Here is a 20,698-nt window from a genome sequence, read left to right on the forward strand (position 1 = left end):
CCGACGCCTGAGATCAAGCGCTGCCGCATCAACAACTCTTACAACGTCATCGGACAGCGCAGCGCTGTTGTCATCCTTCGTCGTGCAGCGGAGCAAGCGGCACCCCTCTCCCTGCCCCCCCCCGCAAGGGGGAGGGAATGAGAGAGCCGTTGTTGCGTCGCTCGCATGTTGAGAGAACGGAGCTTCACATGACCCTTTCACCCACCGGCTTCCTCACCATCGACGGCGCCGATCTCGAATACCGCATGATCGGTCCGTCACCCGAGACAGCTCCGACCATCGTGATGCTGCATGAAGGTCTCGGCTGCGTCGGACTGTGGGGCGACTTCCCCGAGAAGCTGCAGGCGGCGACCGGCGCCGGCGTGTTCGCCTATTCGCGCGCCGGCTATGGCGCGTCGTCGCCGGCAAGACTGCCGCGTCCGGTCGACTACATGCATCGCGAGGCGCTCGACGTGCTGCCGAAGCTGCTCGACCGGGTCGGTTTCCGCCGCGGCCTGCTGCTCGGCCATTCCGACGGTGCCTCGATTGCCGCAATCTATGCCGGCGCGCATCAGGATCATCGCCTGCACGGGCTCGCGCTGCTCGCGCCGCACTTCATCGTCGAGGACATCTCGGTGCACTCGATCGCCGAGATCAAGACCGCGTACGAGACCACCAACCTGAAGGAGAAGCTCGGGCGTTGGCACAAGGATGTCGACAACGCCTTCTATGGCTGGAACGGCGCCTGGCTCGATCCGAAATTCCGCGATTGGGATATCTCCGAATATCTCGCCTATATCCGCGTGCCCGTGCTGATCGTGCAGGGCGCGGATGATCAATACGGCACGATGCGCCAGGTCGAGATCGCCCAGGAGGAGTGCTATTGCCCGGTCGATGTCGCCGCGATCGCCGGCGCCGGCCACTCGCCGCACCGCGAGGCCCCCGCGGTGACGCTGGACGCGGTCACCGAATTCGCTCGCGCTGCGTTGCGCGACGACCCGGCTCTGGCGGCCTGACATTTCCTGCCGGTGTTAGGCCATTGGCCGAGCGAGCGATTTTCCCAAACATGAAACAAAATGCATGTTTTTGCGCTTTGAACTGGACTAGATTGAAAACATGCACTATTGTGCATGACGACAAAGACGAAGCTTCAAACGAACAACAGGTAAGGGTGGCCCATGGCTGGTGACGATCGCGTCCTTGCAGGCGGGGCGAAGTACATCGATTTCCAGACCGAGCCGTCGCGCTACCGGCACTGGAAGCTCGACGTCGCTGGCGACGTCGCGACGCTGACCATGGACGTCGACGAGAACGCCGGCCTGTTCGAGGGCTATCAGCTCAAGCTCAATTCCTACGATCTCGGCGTCGACATCGAGCTGGCGGACGCCGTGCAGCGGCTGCGCTTCGAGCATCCCGAGGTGAAGGTCGTGGTGATGCGCTCCGGTAAGAACCGGGTGTTCTGCGCCGGCGCCAACATCCGCATGCTGGCGGGTTCGACCCACGCCCACAAGGTCAATTTCTGCAAGTTCACCAACGAGACCCGCAACGGCCTGGAAGATTCCAGCGAGAATTCCGGCCAGAGCTTCATCACCGTCGTCAACGGCACTGCGGCCGGCGGCGGCTATGAGCTCGCGCTCGCGACCGATCACATCATGATGGCCGATGACGGCGCCGCCGCCGTCGCGCTGCCGGAAGTGCCGCTGCTCGCGGTGCTGCCGGGCACCGGCGGCCTCACCCGCGTCGTCGACAAGCGCAAGGTGCGCCGCGACCACGCCGATTTCTTCTGCACCATCGAGGAAGGCATCAAGGGCAAGCGCGCGGTGCAATGGCGGCTGGTCGACGAGATCGCGCCGAACTCCAAGCTCGAGGGCAAGCTTGCCGAGCGCGTCAAGGAATTCGTCGCGAAGTCGAAGCGCAACGGCGCCGGCAAGGGCCTCGCGCTGACGCAGCTCGACCGCACCATCGATGACAGCGCGATCCGCTATGGCTTCGTCAGCGTCGACATCGATCGCGCGGCGCGCATCGCCACCATCTCGATCAAGGCGCCGGAAACCACCGCGCCCGCCGACATCGACGGCATGGTCGCGCAGGGCGCCTCGTTCTGGCCGCTGCAGGTCGCCCGCGAGCTCGACGATGCGATCCTGCATCTGCGCATCAACGAGCTCGAGATCGCGATGCTGGTGTTCAAGAGCCATGGCGACCGCGCCAACGTCGTGTCCTATGACGCGTTCCTGGAGACCAACAAGGCACACTGGCTGGTCAACGAAATCAGGCATTACTGGAAGCGCGTGCTCAAGCGCATCGACGTCACCTCGCGCACGCTGGTGACGCTGGTCGAGCCCGGCTCCTGCTTCGTCGGCACCCTCGCCGAACTCGTGTTCGCCGCGGACCGCTCCTACATGCTGATCGGCCAGAAGCAGGGCGACAACCGTCCGCCGCCGGCGATCGAACTGACCGCGATGAATTTCGGGCCGTACCCGATGAGCCACGGCCTGACCCGGCTGCAATCGCGCTTCCAGGCCGATCCGTCGGATCTCGAGCGCGCGCAAGGCGCGATCGGCAAGGCGCTAGACGCCGAGGAGGCCGAGGAGCTCGGCCTCGTCACCTTCGCGCTCGACGATATCGACTGGGACGACGAGGTCCGCGTGTTCTTCGAGGAACGCACCTCATTCTCGCCCGACGGCCTCACTGGCATGGAAGCCAATCTGCGCTTCGTCGGGCCGGAGACCATGGAATCGAAGATCTTCTCGCGCCTCACCGCGTGGCAGAACTGGATCTTCCAGCGGCCCAACGCGGTCGGCGAAGACGGCGCGCTGCGCCGCTACGGCACCGGCCAGAAGGCGCAATTCGACATGACGCGAGTGTAGAGGCGAATACCGCCGTTATCCTGAGGTGCGAGTGCTTGCGAGCCTCGAAGGATGATTGGAGGCAAGAATGCCAGACAAGCATCCTTCGAGACGCGCTACGCGCTCCTCAGGATGACGGTTGAGCAAGACGCGATACGCACCGAAACGATACTAAGGAGCACGCCATGAACATGAACATCATGAACGTCGATTACTCGACCAAGATTCCAAACAACGTGAATCTCGCCGAGGACCGCCAGGTGCTGAAGGCGCTGGAGGGCTGGCATCCCGGCTACATGGACTGGTGGAAGGACATGGGCCCTGACGGCTTCCAGGAGTCGCTGGTCTATCTGCGCACTGCCTATTCGGTCGATCCGCGCGGCTGGGCCAAGTTCGACTACGTCCGCATGCCCGAATATCGCTGGGGCATCCTGCTTGCGCCGCAGGAAGAGAACCGCGTCATTCCGTTCGGCGAAGACTACGGCAAGCCGGCCTGGCAGGAAGTCCCCGGCGAGCATCGCGCGATGCTGCGCCGCCTGATCGTGATCCAGGGCGACACCGAGCCCGCCTCGGTCGAGCAGCAGCGCCATCTCGGCAAGACCGCGCCCTCGCTCTACGACATGCGCAATCTGTTCCAGGTCAACGTCGAGGAAGGTCGCCATCTCTGGGCGATGGTCTACCTGTTGCAGAAATATTTCGGCCGCGACGGCCGCGAGGAAGCCGACGATTTGCTCCGCCGCCGCTCGGGCGATGCGGATTCGCCGCGCATGCTTGGCGCCTTCAACGAGGCGACGCCGGACTGGCTGTCGTTCTTCATGTTCACCTACTTCACCGACCGCGACGGCAAGATGCAGCTGCACTCGCTGGCGCAGTCGGGCTTCGATCCGCTGTCGCGCACCTGCCGCTTCATGCTGACCGAGGAAGCCCACCACATGTTCGTCGGCGAGACCGGCATCACCCGCGTCGTGCAGCGCACCTGCGATGCGATGAAGGAAGCCGGCATCACCGATCCGAACGACACCGCCAGGATTCGCGCGCTCGGCGTGATCGATCTGCCGACCATCCAGAAGAAGCTGAACCTGCACTATTCGCTGTCGCTCGACCTGTTCGGCTCGGAGGTTTCAACCAACGCGGCCAACGCCTTCAACGCCGGCATCAAGGGTCGCTACAAGGAAACCACGATTGAGGATGACCACCAGCTCAAGAACTCGACCTATCCGGTCATGAAGATGGTGGACGGCCAGATCAAGATGGTCGACGAGCCGGCGCTGACCGCGCTCAACATGCGGCTGCGCGACGACTACACGCAGGATTGCGTCAAGGGCATGCTGCGCTGGAACAAGGTGATCTCGACCGCCGGCATCGACTACAAGCTCACGGTGCCGAACACCGCCTTCCACCGCCAGATCGGCGAGTTCAAGGACATCCATGCGACGCCCGATGGCCTCTTGATCGACGACGCCACGTGGGCGAGCCGCAAGAACGACTGGCTGCCGTCGACCGCAGACGGCGACTTCATCGCCTCGCTGATGAAGCCGGTCACCGAGCCCGGCGAGTTCGCCTCCTGGATCTCGGCGCCGAAGGTCGGCATCGACAACAAGCCCGGCGACTTTGAATATGTGAGGATCGAGAGCTGATCCGCTCGAGCATGATCCGGAAAAGTGTGATGCGGTTTTCCGAAGAGATCGTGCTCAAACAAAAAACTGGATCGTGATGCGGATCGCATCATGATCCGACAGTTCCTCTCCTCCCGGAGGGGCCGGAAAGGGGTGAGCCGAGAAGGTCCTGGTTCGCCCCTTTTCTTTTTTGGCCAGATGCCGGTACGAAGTCGGCCTCAATCGTCATTTGCAAGTTCGTCGGGCCACATCTGCGCGCCGTGAAGCACGCGCAAGATGCGAACAGTCTCACCGTCGACAAGGTACGCCGCGACATAAGGTGTGCGCGGGATGACCAACTCGCGCGTGCCGGCGACTCGTCCGGGCCGACCACTGTCAGGAAAGTCGAGCAGGCGCCGCGCGGCATCGGCAATCCGCTCGTCAACATGAACCGCAGCAAGTGGGTTCTCGGCTTCGATGTAACTGAAAATGTCGTCGCGATCGGACAACGCGAAGCGCGACCAGACGAGCTTCACCGCTTAGGCTCAGCCGCTTTTCGAATCGCGGCGGCACGACGTTGCGCGAAGTGCGCTTTGACCTCGGAATCATCGAGACTGGGCCGTGTATCCGCCAGGGCCTGGCGCACCTTCTCGCGAAACCAGCTGTCGTAGGCTTGGCTGTTGCTTACGAGTTCCAGTGGAAGCATCCCTTCATTGGCCGTGCGCGTCAGCAGGATCCGCACGGCGTCGGATACCGTGAGGCCCATGTTTTCTAGAACCGCAGTAGCCTTTTCCTTTACGTCCGCATCAATGCGGGTTTGGATCAGGGCATTTGACGCCATAGCACCCCTCCTTATTCGCAACCAAATGTAATGCATTTGAATGACAAATGCCAGAGGTGCCACAACCTGTGGCAGGAGCTGAGCACTGCGGCTAATTCGGCTCTCGGCGCGTCCATTGCCCTGCATGATCAAAGAAGGCGCCACGCTCCCAGCGAGGCGCCTCTTATCACCGTCCCGCTGATCGGCGCGCGGGAATGCCTGATGCTTGTGAGAGTCGCGGTTGCTACCCCGCGATCTCCAGCCCCGCGGTCGCGTAGACCACACCGCCGTCGACCGCGATGGTGTTGCCCACCACATAGTCGCCGGCGCGGGAGGCGAGATAGATCGCGGTGCCCGCCATATCCTCGTCGCTGCCGACCCGCCGCGACGGCACGCGTTGTGCGACTTCATCCGCGTGGTCTCGCGCGGCGCGGTTCATGTCCGACTTGAAGGCGCCTGGCGCGATCGCGGTGACGTTGATGTTGTCCTTGATCAGGCGCGTTGCCATCCGGCGCGTCAGATGGATCACCGCGGCCTTGCTGGCGGCGTAGGAATAGGTCTCCATCGGGTTGACGAAGATGCCGTCGATCGAGGCGATGTTGATCACCTTGCCGGGCTTGTCGTGGCTCGCCGCCGCACGCAGCGGCTTGGCCAGCGCCTTGGTCAGGAAGAAGATCGACTTGACGTTGAGGTTCATCACCTTGTCCCAGCCGCTTTCCGGGAATTCGTCGAAATCCGCGCCCCATGCCGCGCCGGCATTGTTGACTAGGATGTCGAGCTTCGGCTCCCGCTTGATGATCTCGCCGGCGAGCTTGTCGCAGCCTTCGACGGTCGAGATGTCGATCGGCAGCGCGATGCATTCGCCGTCATAGGCGGCTGACAGCTCCTGGGCGGTAGCCTCGCAGGGACCTGCCTTGCGCGCGGTGATGTAGACCTTGGCGGCACCCTGCGCGAGGAAGCCGGCCGCGATCATCTTGCCGATGCCGCGCGATCCCCCGGTCACCAATGCGACGCGGCCCTTCAGTGAAAACAGATCCTTGAACATGCGCTCCTCCATTGCGTTGCCAGTGGTTCTGATCGCGGCCGGGGATCGAGTCAAGGAAGGAGAGGGTCTGTAGCCTGGATGCAGCGAAGCGAGATCCGGGGCAGCTCTATTCGTGGCGGCGGCCGTCCCGGATTGCGCTTCGCTTCATCCGGGCTACGTATGCAGGCTCTAAGCCGCATCGATGCGGCGAAAACCGTTCCACACTGCCGTCGCGGCGCCGGAGGTCAGCACCGGCAAGAGCCGCGCGTCCTGGTAATTGCCGTTCAGCGAGACCCGCTGCAAGGCGGTCAGATGGTCGGCGCTTTCGGGAAACAGCATGCCCGGCCGGGTCGTCACCGCGGTCCGGAAGCCGATTGATCTGGCGAGGGCGAATTCGCGCTGCCCGGCGGCGATCCGGTCGCCATAGGGATAGGCGAGATGCGCGACTTGCCGCTGCAACGCGTCCTCGATCCGCGCCCGGCTGGTGGCGAGCTCGAACGACGCGATGGTCTCGCTCAGCTTGGCGAGATTGCAATGCGTGATGGTGTGAGCGCCGATCGTGACCAGCGGATCGGCGGCAAAGCCGCGCAACTCGTCCCAGGACATGCAGAGCTCGCGCGCGATGCCGGCCTCGTCGACGCCGTGGCGGGCGCACAGCGCTGAGATCTGGGCCTGCATCTCCTGCTCGTCCGGCAGCGAACGCAGCCAGTCATGCATGCGGCCGAACGCTGTGCGCTTGGCTTCCGGCGTCGCGGTGTCGATCCGCGTCATGACGCCGGCGATCGGCACCTCGATCGCCGATACCGCCGCGATGATCCGCTCCAGGGTGATCCACCACAATTTGCCGCAGCCCTCGGCGAAATCGCTTGCGACAAACACCGTAAACGGCGCGCCGAACTCGCGCATAACAGGCAGCGCGAAATCGCGGTTGTCGCGATAGCCGTCGTCGCAGGTGAAGCAGGCGAAGCGCCGCGCGAAATCCCGTTCGGTGAGGCGGCGATGCGCCTCGTCCATGCTGATGATTTCGACGTCGAGCGCGCGCAGATGCGTCAGCATCGCGCGCAGGAAGTCCGGCGTGACCTCGAGATGATGGTTGGGCTGGAACGCGTCGATGCGCCGAGGGCGGACGTGGTGCAGCATGAAGATGGCGCCGACGCCGGCGAAAATCGGCCGCAGCAGGATATGCGCACCCGAAAAATACAACGCCTCCATCCCGGCACGGATCACGGTGTTGCGGAGTTGTTTCATGAGGGCACGGGCTGGCCGATTTGCATTCCGCCGCAAACTTAGCGAAAGACCACTGAAGAAACTGTTATCCCGGTCCGACAGGGCACCTCGCCATGGCAGTCGATTTGGGGTTTGACAGTCAGCCAAGGGTTTGTTTTCTCTCTGGTTCCCGACCCGCAGGACACTGAATGCACGGACTTTTCAAGTGGAGTAGCAAGTGGTGGCCGGGGGTGATTCCACTGGTCGTCCTGTGGGGTATCGCGGCCTGGACCTCGACGGCGACGGTCGAGGCGGATATTGCTGCGCGCTCTAATGCCGCACTGAAGGACACCGTGCTCGACAAGCGGCGCATCAGCGTCGACGGCCGTGACGTGACGTTTGCCGCCAATGCCTTCTCCGAGGACGGCCGCCTCAGTGCGGTGGCGTCGGTCGAAGCGGTGCCGGGTGTGCGGCTGGTCAACGACGAGACCCGCCTCGTTCCCGAGGCCAAGCCCTATGTGTGGTCGGCGGAGCGCGACGTGGTGCGCGTCACGCTTGGCGGCAACGCGCCGCTGCCGTCGAGCAAGAGCAAGCTGACCGAGGCCGCGAAGGCCAGCCTCGGCGGTGTCGAGGTGGTCGATCAGATGGCGCTCGCCCGCGGCGCGCCACAGCGATTCGATCCGGCGGCGCTGTTGCTGCTCGACCAGATCGGCAAGCTGAAGGAAGGCAAGGTCACGCTCACCGACAACAAGGTTGCCCTCGCGGGCATGGCGCGCGAGCTCGGCGGACGCGAAGCGGTCGCGGCGGCGCTGAAGAACCTGCCGGAGGGCTATTCGATCACCGCCAACGACATCAAGGCGCCGCCTTACGTGTTTCAGGCCTACAAGGACCCGGTCGCGGTGACGCTGACGCTGACCGGCTACGTGCCCGACAACAACGTGCATGCGGCGCTGGTCGCCGCCGCCGGCCGCAAGTTCTTCAGCGAAAAGGTGGTCGACAATCTCAAGGCCAGCATCGGCGCGCCCTCGGGGTTTGCGGCGGCGGTGGTGCCTGCGCTCGGTGCGCTGTCGCGGCTGTCGACCGGGACGCTCGTGGTGTCGGATCGCGAGGTCAAGCTGTCGGGCGATGCGCTCTACGATGCCGCGGCCGGCCAGATCCGCGACGGGCTCGGCAAGGACTTTCCGCAGGGCTGGCAGTACAAGGCCGAGGTCACGGTGAAGCCGGCGGCGGCGCCGGTCGATCCCACCGTGTGCCAGCAGCTGTTTTCCGAGATCCTCTCCAAGGGCAAGATCCGCTTCGAGACCGGGAAGGCCGACATCGTTCCTGATTCCGCCGGCCTGCTCGACCGCCTGATCGAGACCGCGATGCGCTGCCCCAATGCGACGATCGAGGTCGCCGGCCACACCGACAGCGATGGCGAGGAGGCGGCCAACCAGGCATTGTCGGAGCGGCGCGCGCAGGCCGTGGTGGATTACCTGGTGCGCGCCGGACTGCCTGCCAACCGTTTCACGCCGATCGGTTATGGCAGCACGCAGCCGCTCGCCGGCAACGAGAATGAAGACGGCAAGGCGCAGAACCGCCGCATCGAATTCGTGGTGAAGTAGCGATGACCGTGCTCGCGACATTCTTCTGGGGTTGGCTGCTTGGCGCCGCGCTGCTCGGCTTCTGCATGGGCTGGATCGCGGTGGTGCATCGGGCGCAGGCCGTCTCACGGGTCTGGATGATCTGGCTCGCGCTGCTCGCCGCCGCGCTGGTGGCGGCATCATTCGCGCGGGTCGTGCCCGGCCGCTTCGGCTACTGGCTCGATCTCTTCCTGATGATGTTCGCGCTCTATCTCGTCGGCTGTGCGATCGGCTCCTGGTTGCGCGACTGGGTGGTCTCGCGCAGCAAGCCCGCGAGCTGACCCTTAAACCCTTGATCCATTGAAGCTGAGCGACGCCGCCACGCATGGCGCGCGCCGCATGCATTATCGGGCTTGACATCAATACGTACGTACGTATTAAATTGCGTCCATGCCAAAACCCTCTCTCCGCGATGCCATCCTCGATGCCGGCCTGAAGGAAATGTTCCGGACCGGCTATCACGGCACCAGCGTGCGCGACGTCACCACGGCCGCCGGCGCGCCGCAGGGCTCGTTCACCAACCATTTCCGGTCCAAGGAGCTATTCGCCTCCGAGGTGCTGGACCGCTACTTCGCCTATGTGCGCGGCCTCGTCGCGGAAGCTCTCGGCGACACCACGCTGCCGCCGCGCGAACGGCTCCGCCGCTATCTCGATCTCATCACCGGCAAGCTTGCCCATGACGGCTTCACGCGCGGTTGCCTGATCGGCGATTTCAGCCTCGAGGCGTCGGGCACCAGCGAGATGCTGCGCGAGCAGCTCGACGAGATCTTTCGGGAATGGCGCGCGCCGTTCGCCGCCTGCATCACCGAGGCGCAGGCCGCGCGCGAAATCGCGTGCGACTTCGATGCCGATGAGCTTGCCGACTTCCTGCTCGCATCCTGGCAGGGCGCCATGTTGCGCATGAAGGTCGAGCGCAGCGCGGCCGCGCTCGAGCGTTTCAAGACGATCGCATTCCAAACCGTGTTCAAGGAGTTGCCATGACGACATCCGCCGACATCACCCTGCATCATCGCGCCGTGCTCGGGTCTACGATGGCCTATCGCAAGCTTGGGCGCAGCGCCGCGCCGCACGTGCTGTTCCTGCACGGCAATCCGACGTCGTCCTACATCTGGCGCAACATCATGCCGCTGGTGGCGCCGGTCGGGCACTGCATCGCGCCCGATCTGATCGGCTACGGCCAGTCCGGCAAGCCCGACATCGCCTACCGCTTCTTCGACCAGGCGGACTATCTCGACGCGCTGATCGACGAGCTCGGCATCACCTCGGCGTATCTTGTCGCCCAGGATTGGGGCACGGCGCTCGCCTTCCATCTCGCCGCGCGCCGCCCGCAACTCGTGCGCGGGCTCGCCTTCATGGAATTCATCCGCCCGATGCGGGACTGGTCCGACTTCCACCAGCATGAGGCCGCCCGGGACACGTTCCGGAAATTCCGCACGCCGGGAGTAGGCGAGGCGATGGTCCTCGACAACAACGCATTCGTCGAGCGCGTGCTGCCCGGTTCGATCCTGCGCACGCTCAGCGACGAGGAGATGGAAGCCTACCGCGCGCCGTTCGCGACGCGCGAGAGTCGCAAGCCGACCTTGATGCTGCCGCGCGAGCTGCCGATCGCAGGCGAGCCTGATGATGTCCGTCAGGCGCTCACCACGGCACACGCGGCGCTCGCGGCATCGACCTATCCGAAGCTGCTGTTCGCCGGCTCGCCCGGAGCGTTGGTGTCGCCGGCCTTCGCCGCCGAGTTCGCGGCGCGGCTGCAGCATTGCGCGGTCATTCAGCTCGGCGCGGGCGCGCATTACCTGCAGGAGGATCATCCGGAAGCGATCGGCCGCTCCGTCGCTGGCTGGATCGCGGGCATCGAGGCCGCGAGCGCGCAGCATCTTGCAGCATGAGCAGATGGGAGAACACGCCATGACCGATCTCTCGATCACCTATTGCCGTCCCTGCGGCTACGAGGCGCGCGCCAGGGCGGCGGCGACGCTGCTGCGCGACCGCCTTGGCCTCGATGCGGAGCTGCTGCCCGGCAAGGGCGGCGTCTTCGAGGTCAGGCTTGACGGCAAAGTGATCGCCAGGCGCGTGAAGGGACATTTCCCCGATGCCGCCGATATCGTCACCGCGGTGGCTACTGCGCAGGCATAGCCAACCGCGGGCTTGCCTCATCGCCGTCGCAATGATCATTGCGGCGGCGATTTCGTCGACCGGATGCGGCGCGGCGCAGCAGCTTCCCGTAGTTTTCCGGATGGTCTTGCGCGCCATTCGGCGGGCTAACTGCCGCACGTGCATGTCAAGCCTGGTCGAACACGGCGAGAAACGCGCATATTTGTGCACCCGCTGTCATGAATCATCCCTAATATCTTGAAGATGCGCGTTTTATTGTCGTTTGACGAATTCCACTCCGGCTTAAAACGCGCTACACGGGGCAGGGCACAGCGAAGCGCCGGCGGAGATCGCCCGGAAGCCGTCGTCGCGGGATCGCAATTCGAGGTCTAGATGCTGGAAGCAATACGCAGGGCGATGGCGTTTCTACGCCAGAAGCAACTCCTGCATCGGCTGGGTGTTGTCATCAGCATCGCCGTCATCGGTATCGCCTGCTACGTCCTGTATCACATGCTGCGCGGCATCGACACCAACGAGGTGCTCGAGGCCATCAAGAGCACCGAGCCGCGGCAGATCATGCTGGCGGGGCTCTTCGTCGCAGCCGGCTATTTCACGTTGACCTTCTACGATCTGTTCGCGGTGCGCGCGATCGGCCACGCCCACGTGCCCTATCGCATTAATGCGCTCGCGGCATTCACCTCCTATTCGATCGGCCACAATGTCGGCGCCAGCGTCTTCACCGGCGGCGCGGTGCGCTACCGGATCTATTCGGCCTGGGGATTGAACGCGATCGACGTCGCCAAGATCTGCTTCCTCGCCGGCCTGACGTTCTGGCTCGGCAACGCCGCGGTGCTCGGGCTCGGCATCGCCTATCACCCGGAAGCCGCCGCCAACATCGACCAGCTGCCGCCCTGGCTCAACCGCACGCTGGCGTTCGGCATCATCATCGCGCTGGTCGCCTATGTGGTCTGGGTCTGGACCCAGCCTCGGGTGGTCGGCCGCGGGCCCTGGACGGTGACCTTGCCGGGCGGCCCGCTGACGCTGCTGCAGATCGCGATCGGCATCGTCGACCTCGGCTTCTGCGCGCTGGCGATGTACGTGCTGGTGCCGGACGAGCCCAATCTCGGCTTCGTCGTGGTCGCGGTCATCTTCGTGTCGGCGACCCTGCTCGGCTTCGCCAGCCACTCCCCCGGCGGGCTCGGGGTGTTCGACGCCGCCATGCTGGTCGGCCTCTGGCAGATGGACCGCGAGGACCTGCTCGGCGGTATGCTGCTGTTCCGCCTGCTCTACTATATTGCTCCATTCGTCATATCTGTAATCTTGCTGACGTTTCGGGAGGTTATCGTCGGCGCCCGACTCAAACGGCTGCCGCAGACTGATTCGGGTCCCCGCGCCGAGCCGCACCATGAGGCGGTTCTGGTCCGCAAGCGCGGTGATTCCGGGGTCTGATGACGCAGCCCGATGCCTCCCGAGGGACGGTCGATATGACCGCGTCTGGGCGAGACATGAACCGACGGGATGAAAGCCGCCGCGATGGCAATTGACGATACGCCACAGTCCATTTTCTCGCCCTGGCCCGATCGCCTGCGCCATTCCGCGCTGATCCTGCTTGCCGCGGCGCTGGCGCTCAGCGTGGTGGTCGCGCTCGGCGAATTGTCGCTGGTGCGGGCCTGCGCGGTGTTCGTCTGCATCGCCGCCGCGGCGCTGGTGCCGTGGCGGTTGCATGATGCCGGGACCTCGCGCGAGGATGTCCGCGGCGTCAATCCGGTCGAGGCCGCGGCCGTCAGTGCCGTCGTGGCCGGCATGCCGGATCCCGCCGTGCTGCTCGATCGCGCCGGGCGCGTCATCCATCTCAATGCCGCCGCGGCCCAACTCGCGCCGGCGCTGCGCAAGAACGAATTGGCGCAATTCGCCCTGCGTTCGCCTGAGATCATCACCGCGCTGCGCGAGGCGATCGCGACCACCGAGCCGCGCCGCGCCACCTACACCGACCATGTGCCGGTCGATCGCTGGATGGAATTGGTGATCACGCCGGTGCCGGTGCCGACCCAGTTCGGCGGCACCGAGAAGTGCATGCTGATGACCTTCCACGACCTGACGCCGCTGCGCCGGGTCGAGGAGATGCGCGCCGACTTCGTCGCCAATGCCAGCCATGAGCTGCGCACGCCGCTCGCCGCGCTGTCCGGCTTCATCGACACCTTGCAGGGGCCGGCGCGCGAGGACGCGCGGGCGCGCGAGCGCTTCCTCGGCATCATGCACACCCAGGCCAACCGCATGGCCCGGCTGATCGACGATCTCTTGTCGCTGTCGCGGGTCGAGCTGTCGGCCCATGTGCGGCCCGAGGCCTCGATCGACATCGTGCCGATCATCCGCGAGGTGGCCGACGGGCTCGAGGTGCTGGCGAGCGAACGCCAGGTCGAGATCGACGTCGACCTGCCGCAGGCCCCGGTCAGGATCGCCGGCGACCGCGAGGAACTGCTCCGCCTGTTCGAGAACCTGATCGAGAACGCCCTCAAATACGGCGCCTCGGGCGGCCGCGTCATAGTGTCGCTCAATCAGACCGTTCCGGGCGCATCGGGCGAGGGCAGCCCCGAAATCCGTGTCATGGTACGGGATTTCGGTCCCGGCATCGCCCCGGAGCACCTGCCGCGGCTGACCGAGCGGTTCTACCGGGTGGACGTCGGCGACAGCCGTAACCAGGGCGGAACGGGCCTCGGATTATCGCTGGTGAAACATATTCTTAACCGTCATCGCGGGCGTCTTTTGATCGAGAGCGTGCCAAAGAATGGCGCGACTTTTACCGCCTGTTTTCCCCGGCCCAAGGCCCCGTCGCTGACCCAAAGCTAAGCATTTTCAGTCGCTTAGCTCTGTCATCCAACTGTCATCCAACCTTCGTAAAAGCAGCACCGACCGCTCCTAGATGGACCGGCGTGAGCGCGATCGGGCGCATTCGGCGCTTCGCTCACACGATGGAGACCACCCCATGAATTTCATCAAAGCAATCGTCGCTGCCGGCATGGTCGCCGCTTCGACGTCGGCCTTCGCTGCCGATATTACCGGCGCGGGCGCAACGTTTCCGTTCCCGATCTATTCGAAGTGGGCTGACGCCTACAAGAAGGAGACCGGCAACGGCCTGAACTATCAGTCGATCGGCTCGGGCGCCGGCATCAAGCAGATCCAGGCCAAGACCGTGACCTTCGGTGCCAGCGACGCGCCGCTCAAGGCCGAGCAGCTCGAGAAGGACGGCCTCGTTCAGTGGCCGATGGTGATGGGCGCGATCGTGCCGGTCGTGAACCTCGAAGGCATCAAGCCGGGCGATCTGATCCTGTCGGGCGAAGTGCTCGGCGACATCTATCTCGGCAAGATCACCAAGTGGAATGACGCGGCGATCGCCAAGCTCAATCCGAAGCTGACCCTGCCGGCGGACGCCATCACCGTCGTGCGCCGTTCGGACGGTTCGGGCACCACCTTCAACTTCACCGACTATCTCTCGAAGTCGAACGCCGACTGGAAGTCCAAGGTCGGTTCGGGCACCGCGGTCGAGTGGCCGGTCGGCGTCGGCGCCAAGGGCAATGAAGGCGTTGCCGGCAACATCAGCCAGACCAAGAACGCGATCGGCTATGTCGAATACGCCTATGCCAAGCAGAACAAGCTGACCTACACCGGCATGATCAACAAGGCCGGCAAGACGGTGCAGCCGACGGTTGCTGCCTTCCAGGCCGCCGCGTCGAACGCCGACTGGGCCAAGGCTCCCGGCTACTACGTGATCCTGACCGACCAGCCGGGCGATGCCTCCTGGCCGATCACCGCGGCGACCTTCATCCTGATGCACAAGGACGCGACCGACAAGGCGGCCTCGCAGGAAGCGCTCAAGTTCTTCAAATACGCCTTCGAGAAGGGCGGCAAGGCGGCCGAAGAGCTCGACTACATCCCGATGCCGGAATCGGTCGTCAAGCTGATCGAGAAGACCTGGTCGTCGGACATCAAGAGCTAAGTCAGACGCTTCCGAACAAGGCCTGTGCCGCCTCACCGGCGGCGCAGGTTGAGTGACCAAGACCCGGGTTCCGTCACCGCCGAAGACGCGCGGATGGGGCCCGGGTTCGCGCCCCCGGCGCAACCGGAACGACGCCCGGCCTCATGCGTCAGTGAAGATCGCTTCGGGGGCGTGGCGGTTTGTGCAGGTTTCAAATAAAAACGAGGGGATTGGCGTGGCAGACATGGCTGTTCAGAGCGATGTGATGGAAGCCGCGGGACCTTACGATCGCGCCAAGGCCCTCAGCGCCTTCAAGCTGGGTGATCTGACCTTCTACTGGATCACCCGCATCTCGGCGATCTCGGTTCTGCTGATCCTCGGCGGCATCATCCTGTCGCTGATCGTCGGCGCCTGGCCGGCGATGAAGGAATACGGTTTCGCCTTCCTCTGGACGCAGCGCTGGGCGCCCTCGGCCGATCCGCCGGTGCTCGGCGCGCTCGGGCCGATCTACGGCACGCTGATCACCTCCGTCATCGCGATGCTGATCGCCATTCCGGTCGGCATCGGCATCGCCGTGTTCCTCACCGAGCTCTGCCCGCAAGTGCTGCGCCGCCCGATCGGCATCGCCATCGAGCTGCTCGCCGGCATCCCCTCGATCATTTACGGCATGTGGGGCTTCTTCGTGCTCGGTCCGTTCCTGGCCAACACGTTCCAGCCCTTCATGATCAGGATCTTCGAGGGCGTCCCGGTGCTGGGCGCGGTGTTCGCTGGCCCGCCGTCCTATCTCAGCCTGTTCAACGCCGCGCTGATCCTCGCCATCATGGTGCTGCCTTTCATCACCGCGATCTCGGTCGACGTGTTCAAGACCGTGCCGCCCGTGCTGAAGGAGGCCGCCTACGGCATGGGCTGCACCACCTGGGAAGTCGTCCGCAGCGTGGTGATCCCCTACACCCGCGTCGGCGTGATCGGCGGCATCATGCTGGCGCTCGGCCGCGCCCTCGGCGAGACCATGGCGGTGACCTTCATCATCGGCAATTCGTTCCGCATCTCGTCGTCGATCTTCGCGCCGGGCACCACGATCTCGGCGGCCATCGCCAGCGAATTCGCCGAGAGCGACGGCCTGCACCAGTCCGGCCTGATCCTGCTCGGCCTCCTGCTGTTCGTGCTGACCTTCTTCGTGCTCGCCGGCGCGCGGCTGATGCTGATGCGGCTTGAACAGAAGGCGGGGAAGTGACGCCATGAACCCGATCTACAAATCCCGCCGCCGCAGCGACATCGTTATCCGCACGCTCTGCGTCGGCGCCGCGCTGTTCGGCGTCACCTGGCTGGCGCTGATCCTGATCACGCTGCTCTACAACGGCATTGCCGGCCTCAGCGTGCAACTGTTCACCCAGAATACGCCGCCGCCGGGCTCCACCGATGGCGGCCTGCTCAACGCCATCGTCGGTTCGGTCATCATGACCGTGATCGGCGTCGGCATCGGCGCGCCGCTCGGCCTGTTCGCGGGCACCTACCTCGCCGAGTACGGCAAACACGACAAGCTCACCTCGGTGATCCGCTTCATCAACGACATCCTGCTCAGCGCACCCTCGATCATCATCGGCCTGTTCATCTATGGCGCGGTGGTGGTGCCGATGCGCGGCTTCTCGGCGATCGCAGGCGCGCTTGCGCTCGCCGTGATCGTGATCCCGGTCGTGCTGCGCACCACCGAGGACATGCTGCTGCTGGTGCCCAATCCGCTGCGCGAGGCGGCCTCCGCCCTTGGCCTGCCGCGTTCGCTGGTGATCAAGCGGATCGCTTATCGTGCTGCGCGGAGCGGCTTGATCACCGGCGTGCTGCTGGCGACCGCGCGCGTCGCCGGCGAAACCGCGCCGCTGTTGTTCACCGCGCTGTCGAACCAGTTCTTCAGCTGGGATCTGACCAAGACGATGGCCAACCTGCCGGTGACCATCAACAACTTCGTGCAGAGCCCCTACGCCTACTGGAAAGAGCTGGCGTGGAGCGGCGCACTGCTGATCACATTCACCGTCCTCGCGCTGAATATCGGCGCGCGCATCCTTGGTGCCGAAAGGGCCGCAAAATGACCGAGCTTTCCGTCTCCACGACTGCCGCGGGCCATGTTCCCCAGGTTCCGCTTCCGGAAGCGCCGCCGAAAGTCACGGTGCGCAACCTCAACTTCTATTACGGCGAGCACCACGCGCTGAAGAACATCAACCTGACGCTCGGCACCAACCGCGTAACGGCGTTCATCGGCCCGTCGGGCTGCGGCAAGTCGACCCTGCTGCGCATCTTCAACCGGATGTATGACCTCTATCCGGGCCAGCGCGCGGTCGGCCAGCTGATGCTGGACCAGACCAACATCCTCGATCCCAAGCTCGACCTCAATCTGCTGCGTGCACGGGTCGGCATGGTGTTCCAGAAACCGACGCCGTTCCCGATGACGATCTACGAGAACATCGCCTTCGGCATCCGCCTTTACGAGAAGATCTCGAAGTCCGAGATGGACGACCGGGTCGAGAAGGCGCTGCGCGGCGGCGCGCTGTGGAACGAGGTCAAGGACAAGCTGAACGCCTCCGGCCTGTCGCTCTCCGGCGGCCAGCAGCAGCGCCTGTGCATCGCGCGGACCGTCGCGGTGCGCCCCGAAGTGATCCTGTTCGACGAGCCCTGCTCGGCGCTCGATCCGATCTCGACCGCCAAGGTCGAGGAGCTGATCCAGGAGCTCTCCGAGGACTACACGATCGCGATCGTCACCCACAACATGCAGCAGGCGGCGCGCGTCTCCGACAAGACCGCCTTCATGTATCTCGGCGAGCTGATCGAGTTTGACGACACCAACAAGATCTTCACCTCGCCGAGCGATCGACGCACCCAGGACTACATCACCGGCCGGTTTGGTTGACCGGGCTGAGGAGACAAGCGATGGCTTCTGAACATACCGCCAAGGCATTCGACAGCGACCTGCAGGAGTTGACCCGCCTGGTCGCCGAGATGGGCGGCCTCGTCGAGCGGATGATTACCGAGTCGGTCGATGCGCTGATCCGTCGCGACGTCGCGCTCGGCAAGCGCGTGGTCGCCGCCGACATCGAGATCGACAATCTGCAGCGTGTCATCGAAGAGCGCGCGGTGCTGACGATCGCGCGCCGCCAGCCGATGGCGATCGACCTGCGTGAGATCGTCAGCGCGATGCGCGTCGCCACCGACCTCGAGCGGATCGGCGATCTCGCCAAGAACATGGGCAAGCGCGTCGCGGCGCTGGAAAGCGATTTCCAGCCGCTGAAGCTGATCCGCGGCCTGGAGCACATGACCGACCTCGTGCTGTCGCAGGTCAAGTCGGTGCTCGACGCCTATGCTGCGCACGATCTGCCGGCGGCGATGAACGTCTGGAAGGGCGACGAGGAGGTCGATGCGATCTGCACCTCGCTGTTCCGCGAGCTGCTCACCTACATGATGGAGGATCCGCGCAACATCTCCTTCTGCATCCATCTGATGTTCTGCGCCAAGAACATCGAGCGGATCGGCGATCACGCCACCAACATCGCCGAGACCGTGTTCTACATGATCGAAGGCCAGCAGATCACCGACAAGCGCCCGAAGGGCGACATGACCAACTTTGCCACCACGGTACCGGGTAACACGTAGTCGACGGCGTTTCGGTTTGCGTCAGGGCAACGGATCACCACAGAGAAAGAACTTAGACCGATGAGCGCACGCATTCTGGTAGTCGAAGACGAGGAAGCGCTGACGACGCTGTTGCGCTATAACCTCGATGCGGAAGGCTACGATGTCGAAACCGTGGGGCGCGGCGACGATGCCGACACCCGCCTGAAGGAGCGCGTTCCCGACCTCGTGGTACTGGACTGGATGCTGCCGGGCCTGTCCGGCATCGAGCTGTGCCGCCGCTTGCGGGCGCGGCCCGAGACCAAGCAGCTTCCGATCATCATGCTGACCGCGCGCGGCGAGGAGAGTGAGCGCGTGCGCGGGCTTGCCACCGGCGCCGACGATTACATCGTCAAGCCGTTCTCGGTGCCGGAGTTGCTGGCGCGGGTGAAGGGCCTCTTGCGCCGCGCGAGCCCGGAGCGGCTTGCGACCGTACTGACCTATGGCGACATCGAGCTCGACCGCGAGAAGCGCCGCGTGGCGCGCTCGGGCCGCCCGATCGATCTCGGTCCGACCGAGTATCGGCTGCTCGAATTCTTCCTCGAGCATCCCGGCCGCGTGTTCAGCCGCGAGCAGTTGCTCGACAGCGTCTGGGGCCGCGACATCTACATCGATGAGCGCACCGTCGACGTGCATATCGGCCGCCTGCGCAAGCTGCTCAATCCGGGCCGCGAGCAGGACCCGATCCGCACCGTGCGCGGCGCCGGCTATGCGCTCGACGACCGCTTTGCGAAAGCCGAGCCGCAGCCGTAACGGCTGTGGCTGTGCGCGAGAATCGGTTCGTCGTGACGTGAGGTGAGCAAACTGTCGGGCTCCCTCCCCCCTTGCGGGGGAGGGTGGGGAGAGGGGTAAGCCCCGGGCGGTGCTATGAGACATGTAGCGACGCTTGATCAACCCAACCGAAGACGCGGTTGCAGCTTTGCTCATATTCTTCGCGATTTTCATCAGCGGAGCAAGCGGTACCCCTCTCCCCAACCCTCCCCCGCAAGGGGGGAGGGAGGCTGATCTGCGTGCTCACCTCACGTCATGCGCTGCGCTACATCGGGGCTACAATCTGATGCACACAAAAAAATCCCCGCTTGCGCGGGGATTTGTTTTTGTAGTCCAGGCTAGTTTCCCGAGTGCTTACTTGATCTGTGGCTTCGCCGACGGCCGGCGCCGATCGGCGGCGGGCTGGTAGGCGACGCGCGAGTGATGCGCGCAATAGGGCAGACCGGCGAGCGCCTTGCCGCCGCAGAAGAAGAATTCCGGGCTCGAGGGATCGCCGACCGGCCAGTGGCAGGTGGCCTCGTTGAGCTCGAGCAGCGACAGCCGCTGGCTCATCGGCACCACGTTGTCGTAGGAGATCGGATCGGGCTCCATCTCGACCTCGAAGGCATGCGCGAGCGCGGTGTTGCCGCGCGAGACCGGGCGCGCCACCCGCATCATGTGCTGGGCGGGACGGGCCTTGCGCTGCCGCGGCGCAGCCGTGGAGGGAGCCTTGGCGCGGCCGGAGAGGCCGAGCCGGTGCACTTTGCCGATCACGGCGTTTCGCGTCACATTGCCAAGTTCCGCTGCGATCTGGCTGGCCGAGAGGCCAGACTCCCAGAGCTTCTTCAGCTGCTCGACGCGATCGTCGGACCAGGTCAATACCGTCATCGCATTCTTCCTTTCGCATGGCGCCGGCCAGTCATTGGAGCGGCGCTGCGAGCCAAATCTGGACAAATATCCCTGCGGCCAGAATCCCTTAGCCCTCGCCGGGCACGGTGTTGCGCCCGAACGTTTACGCGAGACACAAAGGCTACTTAGAGGGTCCAGTACTGCCGCACGAGATGTCGTACCCGACAGGCCAAACGCTACAATATGGCGTGACTCTGGCGCAAGAGTCCGCGGCCGTGCGTCCACA

The 20,698-nt window shown here is 64.6% G+C and carries 21 protein-coding genes; 16 read left to right on the forward strand and 5 right to left on the reverse strand.

Annotated elements, in window-relative coordinates; genetic code table 11:
* The first annotated feature begins 188 nt into the window (after nucleotides 1-188).
* From QDT69_RS35775 to boxB, 3 genes are all read left to right on the forward strand, one after another.
* The gene (locus QDT69_RS35775; protein ID WP_279711166.1) at nucleotides 189-995 is read left to right on the forward strand and encodes an alpha/beta hydrolase; all 807 of its coding nucleotides are present in this window, start codon (nucleotides 189-191) and stop codon (nucleotides 993-995) included.
* 162 nt (nucleotides 996-1,157) lie between these two features.
* Nucleotides 1,158-2,846, forward strand: coding sequence for a 2,3-epoxybenzoyl-CoA dihydrolase (boxC, locus tag QDT69_RS35780; protein ID WP_279711167.1), 1,689 nt, complete (start codon nucleotides 1,158-1,160; stop codon nucleotides 2,844-2,846).
* A gap of 164 nt (nucleotides 2,847-3,010) precedes the next feature.
* Entirely contained in the window at nucleotides 3,011-4,462 is a 1,452-nt protein-coding gene (boxB, locus tag QDT69_RS35785) for a benzoyl-CoA 2,3-epoxidase subunit BoxB (protein WP_279711168.1), read from the forward strand.
* A gap of 197 nt (nucleotides 4,463-4,659) precedes the next feature.
* Here the strand turns inward: boxB and QDT69_RS35790 are convergent, their stop codons facing one another.
* The 4 genes from QDT69_RS35790 to QDT69_RS35805 form a co-directional block, all read right to left on the reverse strand.
* Nucleotides 4,660-4,956, reverse strand: coding sequence for a type II toxin-antitoxin system mRNA interferase toxin, RelE/StbE family (locus QDT69_RS35790; RefSeq protein ID WP_050424190.1), 297 nt, complete (start codon nucleotides 4,954-4,956; stop codon nucleotides 4,660-4,662).
* Nucleotides 4,953-5,261 carry a type II toxin-antitoxin system RelB/DinJ family antitoxin gene (locus QDT69_RS35795; RefSeq protein ID WP_279711169.1) on the reverse strand — a complete coding sequence of 103 codons (309 nt, stop codon included), beginning with the start codon at nucleotides 5,259-5,261 and terminating at the stop codon, nucleotides 4,953-4,955. Before QDT69_RS35795 ends, QDT69_RS35790 begins: the two co-directional genes overlap by 4 nt.
* Before the next feature lie 223 nt (nucleotides 5,262-5,484).
* Nucleotides 5,485-6,285, reverse strand: coding sequence for an SDR family NAD(P)-dependent oxidoreductase (locus QDT69_RS35800; protein ID WP_050424227.1), 801 nt, complete (start codon nucleotides 6,283-6,285; stop codon nucleotides 5,485-5,487).
* Between the two features lie 168 nt (nucleotides 6,286-6,453).
* Nucleotides 6,454-7,512 carry a polysaccharide deacetylase family protein gene (locus tag QDT69_RS35805; RefSeq protein ID WP_279711170.1) on the reverse strand — a complete coding sequence of 353 codons (1,059 nt, stop codon included), beginning with the start codon at nucleotides 7,510-7,512 and terminating at the stop codon, nucleotides 6,454-6,456.
* 167 nt (nucleotides 7,513-7,679) lie between these two features.
* Between QDT69_RS35805 and QDT69_RS35810 the strand changes: the two genes are divergently transcribed.
* From QDT69_RS35810 to phoB, 13 genes are all read left to right on the forward strand, one after another.
* Complete coding sequence (locus QDT69_RS35810) at nucleotides 7,680-9,074, forward strand: OmpA family protein (RefSeq protein ID WP_279711171.1); 1,395 nt, start codon at nucleotides 7,680-7,682, stop codon at nucleotides 9,072-9,074.
* A gap of 2 nt (nucleotides 9,075-9,076) precedes the next feature.
* Nucleotides 9,077-9,373 carry a hypothetical protein gene (locus QDT69_RS35815; RefSeq protein WP_279711172.1) on the forward strand — a complete coding sequence of 99 codons (297 nt, stop codon included), beginning with the start codon at nucleotides 9,077-9,079 and terminating at the stop codon, nucleotides 9,371-9,373.
* 109 nt (nucleotides 9,374-9,482) lie between these two features.
* Nucleotides 9,483-10,073 (forward strand): TetR/AcrR family transcriptional regulator, encoded by a 591-nt coding sequence (locus QDT69_RS35820; protein ID WP_279711173.1) that lies wholly within the window; start codon nucleotides 9,483-9,485, stop codon nucleotides 10,071-10,073.
* The gene (locus QDT69_RS35825; protein ID WP_279711174.1) at nucleotides 10,070-10,978 is read left to right on the forward strand and encodes a haloalkane dehalogenase; all 909 of its coding nucleotides are present in this window, start codon (nucleotides 10,070-10,072) and stop codon (nucleotides 10,976-10,978) included. Before QDT69_RS35820 ends, QDT69_RS35825 begins: the two co-directional genes overlap by 4 nt.
* A gap of 19 nt (nucleotides 10,979-10,997) precedes the next feature.
* Entirely contained in the window at nucleotides 10,998-11,225 is a 228-nt protein-coding gene (locus QDT69_RS35830; RefSeq protein ID WP_279711175.1) for a SelT/SelW/SelH family protein, read from the forward strand.
* A 351-nt stretch (nucleotides 11,226-11,576) separates the two neighbouring features.
* On the forward strand, nucleotides 11,577-12,632 hold the full coding sequence (locus tag QDT69_RS35835; RefSeq protein WP_050424197.1) for a lysylphosphatidylglycerol synthase domain-containing protein: 1,056 nt from the start codon (nucleotides 11,577-11,579) through the stop codon (nucleotides 12,630-12,632).
* 84 nt (nucleotides 12,633-12,716) lie between these two features.
* The gene (locus QDT69_RS35840; protein WP_279711176.1) at nucleotides 12,717-14,030 is read left to right on the forward strand and encodes an ATP-binding protein; all 1,314 of its coding nucleotides are present in this window, start codon (nucleotides 12,717-12,719) and stop codon (nucleotides 14,028-14,030) included.
* A 136-nt stretch (nucleotides 14,031-14,166) separates the two neighbouring features.
* Nucleotides 14,167-15,177 carry a phosphate ABC transporter substrate-binding protein PstS gene (pstS, locus tag QDT69_RS35845; protein WP_279711177.1) on the forward strand — a complete coding sequence of 337 codons (1,011 nt, stop codon included), beginning with the start codon at nucleotides 14,167-14,169 and terminating at the stop codon, nucleotides 15,175-15,177.
* A 223-nt stretch (nucleotides 15,178-15,400) separates the two neighbouring features.
* Nucleotides 15,401-16,390 (forward strand): phosphate ABC transporter permease subunit PstC, encoded by a 990-nt coding sequence (gene pstC / locus QDT69_RS35850; protein WP_279711178.1) that lies wholly within the window; start codon nucleotides 15,401-15,403, stop codon nucleotides 16,388-16,390.
* 4 nt (nucleotides 16,391-16,394) lie between these two features.
* Nucleotides 16,395-17,240: a phosphate ABC transporter permease PstA gene (gene pstA / locus QDT69_RS35855; RefSeq protein WP_279711179.1), complete on the forward strand. Its 846-nt coding sequence runs from the start codon at nucleotides 16,395-16,397 to the stop codon at nucleotides 17,238-17,240.
* Nucleotides 17,237-18,055: a phosphate ABC transporter ATP-binding protein PstB gene (gene pstB / locus QDT69_RS35860; protein WP_016844065.1), complete on the forward strand. Its 819-nt coding sequence runs from the start codon at nucleotides 17,237-17,239 to the stop codon at nucleotides 18,053-18,055. The genes pstA and pstB overlap by 4 nt, the downstream gene beginning before the upstream one ends.
* 20 nt (nucleotides 18,056-18,075) lie before the next feature.
* Nucleotides 18,076-18,795, forward strand: coding sequence for a phosphate signaling complex protein PhoU (gene phoU, locus QDT69_RS35865; protein WP_021076558.1), 720 nt, complete (start codon nucleotides 18,076-18,078; stop codon nucleotides 18,793-18,795).
* 60 nt (nucleotides 18,796-18,855) lie between these two features.
* Nucleotides 18,856-19,566 (forward strand): phosphate regulon transcriptional regulator PhoB, encoded by a 711-nt coding sequence (gene phoB, locus QDT69_RS35870; protein ID WP_016844067.1) that lies wholly within the window; start codon nucleotides 18,856-18,858, stop codon nucleotides 19,564-19,566.
* A gap of 372 nt (nucleotides 19,567-19,938) precedes the next feature.
* Here the strand turns inward: phoB and QDT69_RS35875 are convergent, their stop codons facing one another.
* A complete protein-coding gene (locus tag QDT69_RS35875; protein WP_018269585.1) occupies nucleotides 19,939-20,451 on the reverse strand; it encodes a GcrA family cell cycle regulator in 513 nt (170 codons plus the stop codon).
* Nucleotides 20,452-20,698: the final 247 nt, after the last annotated feature.

The sequence above is a fragment of the Bradyrhizobium sp. CER78 genome (genome assembly GCF_029846235.1).
Classification (GTDB): domain Bacteria; phylum Pseudomonadota; class Alphaproteobacteria; order Rhizobiales; family Xanthobacteraceae; genus Bradyrhizobium.

Excerpts from the sequence above, each read along its gene's own strand:
- phoU (WP_021076558.1), top strand. The coding sequence starts at position 18,076 with ATGGCTTCTGAACATACCGCCAAGGCATTCGACAGCGACCTGCAGGAG.
- phoB (WP_016844067.1), top strand. The coding sequence starts at position 18,856 with ATGAGCGCACGCATTCTGGTAGTCGAAGACGAGGAAGCGCTGACGACG.
- QDT69_RS35875 (WP_018269585.1), bottom strand. The coding sequence starts at position 20,451 with ATGACGGTATTGACCTGGTCCGACGATCGCGTCGAGCAGCTGAAGAAG.
- QDT69_RS35830 (WP_279711175.1), top strand. The coding sequence starts at position 10,998 with ATGACCGATCTCTCGATCACCTATTGCCGTCCCTGCGGCTACGAGGCG.
- QDT69_RS35810 (WP_279711171.1), top strand. The coding sequence starts at position 7,680 with ATGCACGGACTTTTCAAGTGGAGTAGCAAGTGGTGGCCGGGGGTGATT.
- pstB (WP_016844065.1), top strand. The coding sequence starts at position 17,237 with ATGACCGAGCTTTCCGTCTCCACGACTGCCGCGGGCCATGTTCCCCAG.
- pstC (WP_279711178.1), top strand. The coding sequence starts at position 15,401 with ATGGCTGTTCAGAGCGATGTGATGGAAGCCGCGGGACCTTACGATCGC.
- QDT69_RS35805 (WP_279711170.1), bottom strand. The coding sequence starts at position 7,512 with ATGAAACAACTCCGCAACACCGTGATCCGTGCCGGGATGGAGGCGTTG.
- QDT69_RS35815 (WP_279711172.1), top strand. The coding sequence starts at position 9,077 with ATGACCGTGCTCGCGACATTCTTCTGGGGTTGGCTGCTTGGCGCCGCG.
- QDT69_RS35775 (WP_279711166.1), top strand. The coding sequence starts at position 189 with ATGACCCTTTCACCCACCGGCTTCCTCACCATCGACGGCGCCGATCTC.
- pstS (WP_279711177.1), top strand. The coding sequence starts at position 14,167 with ATGAATTTCATCAAAGCAATCGTCGCTGCCGGCATGGTCGCCGCTTCG.
- QDT69_RS35840 (WP_279711176.1), top strand. The coding sequence starts at position 12,717 with ATGGCAATTGACGATACGCCACAGTCCATTTTCTCGCCCTGGCCCGAT.
- boxB (WP_279711168.1), top strand. The coding sequence starts at position 3,011 with ATGAACATGAACATCATGAACGTCGATTACTCGACCAAGATTCCAAAC.
- QDT69_RS35800 (WP_050424227.1), bottom strand. The coding sequence starts at position 6,285 with ATGTTCAAGGATCTGTTTTCACTGAAGGGCCGCGTCGCATTGGTGACC.
- QDT69_RS35795 (WP_279711169.1), bottom strand. The coding sequence starts at position 5,261 with ATGGCGTCAAATGCCCTGATCCAAACCCGCATTGATGCGGACGTAAAG.
- boxC (WP_279711167.1), top strand. The coding sequence starts at position 1,158 with ATGGCTGGTGACGATCGCGTCCTTGCAGGCGGGGCGAAGTACATCGAT.
- pstA (WP_279711179.1), top strand. The coding sequence starts at position 16,395 with ATGAACCCGATCTACAAATCCCGCCGCCGCAGCGACATCGTTATCCGC.
- QDT69_RS35825 (WP_279711174.1), top strand. The coding sequence starts at position 10,070 with ATGACGACATCCGCCGACATCACCCTGCATCATCGCGCCGTGCTCGGG.
- QDT69_RS35820 (WP_279711173.1), top strand. The coding sequence starts at position 9,483 with ATGCCAAAACCCTCTCTCCGCGATGCCATCCTCGATGCCGGCCTGAAG.
- QDT69_RS35835 (WP_050424197.1), top strand. The coding sequence starts at position 11,577 with ATGCTGGAAGCAATACGCAGGGCGATGGCGTTTCTACGCCAGAAGCAA.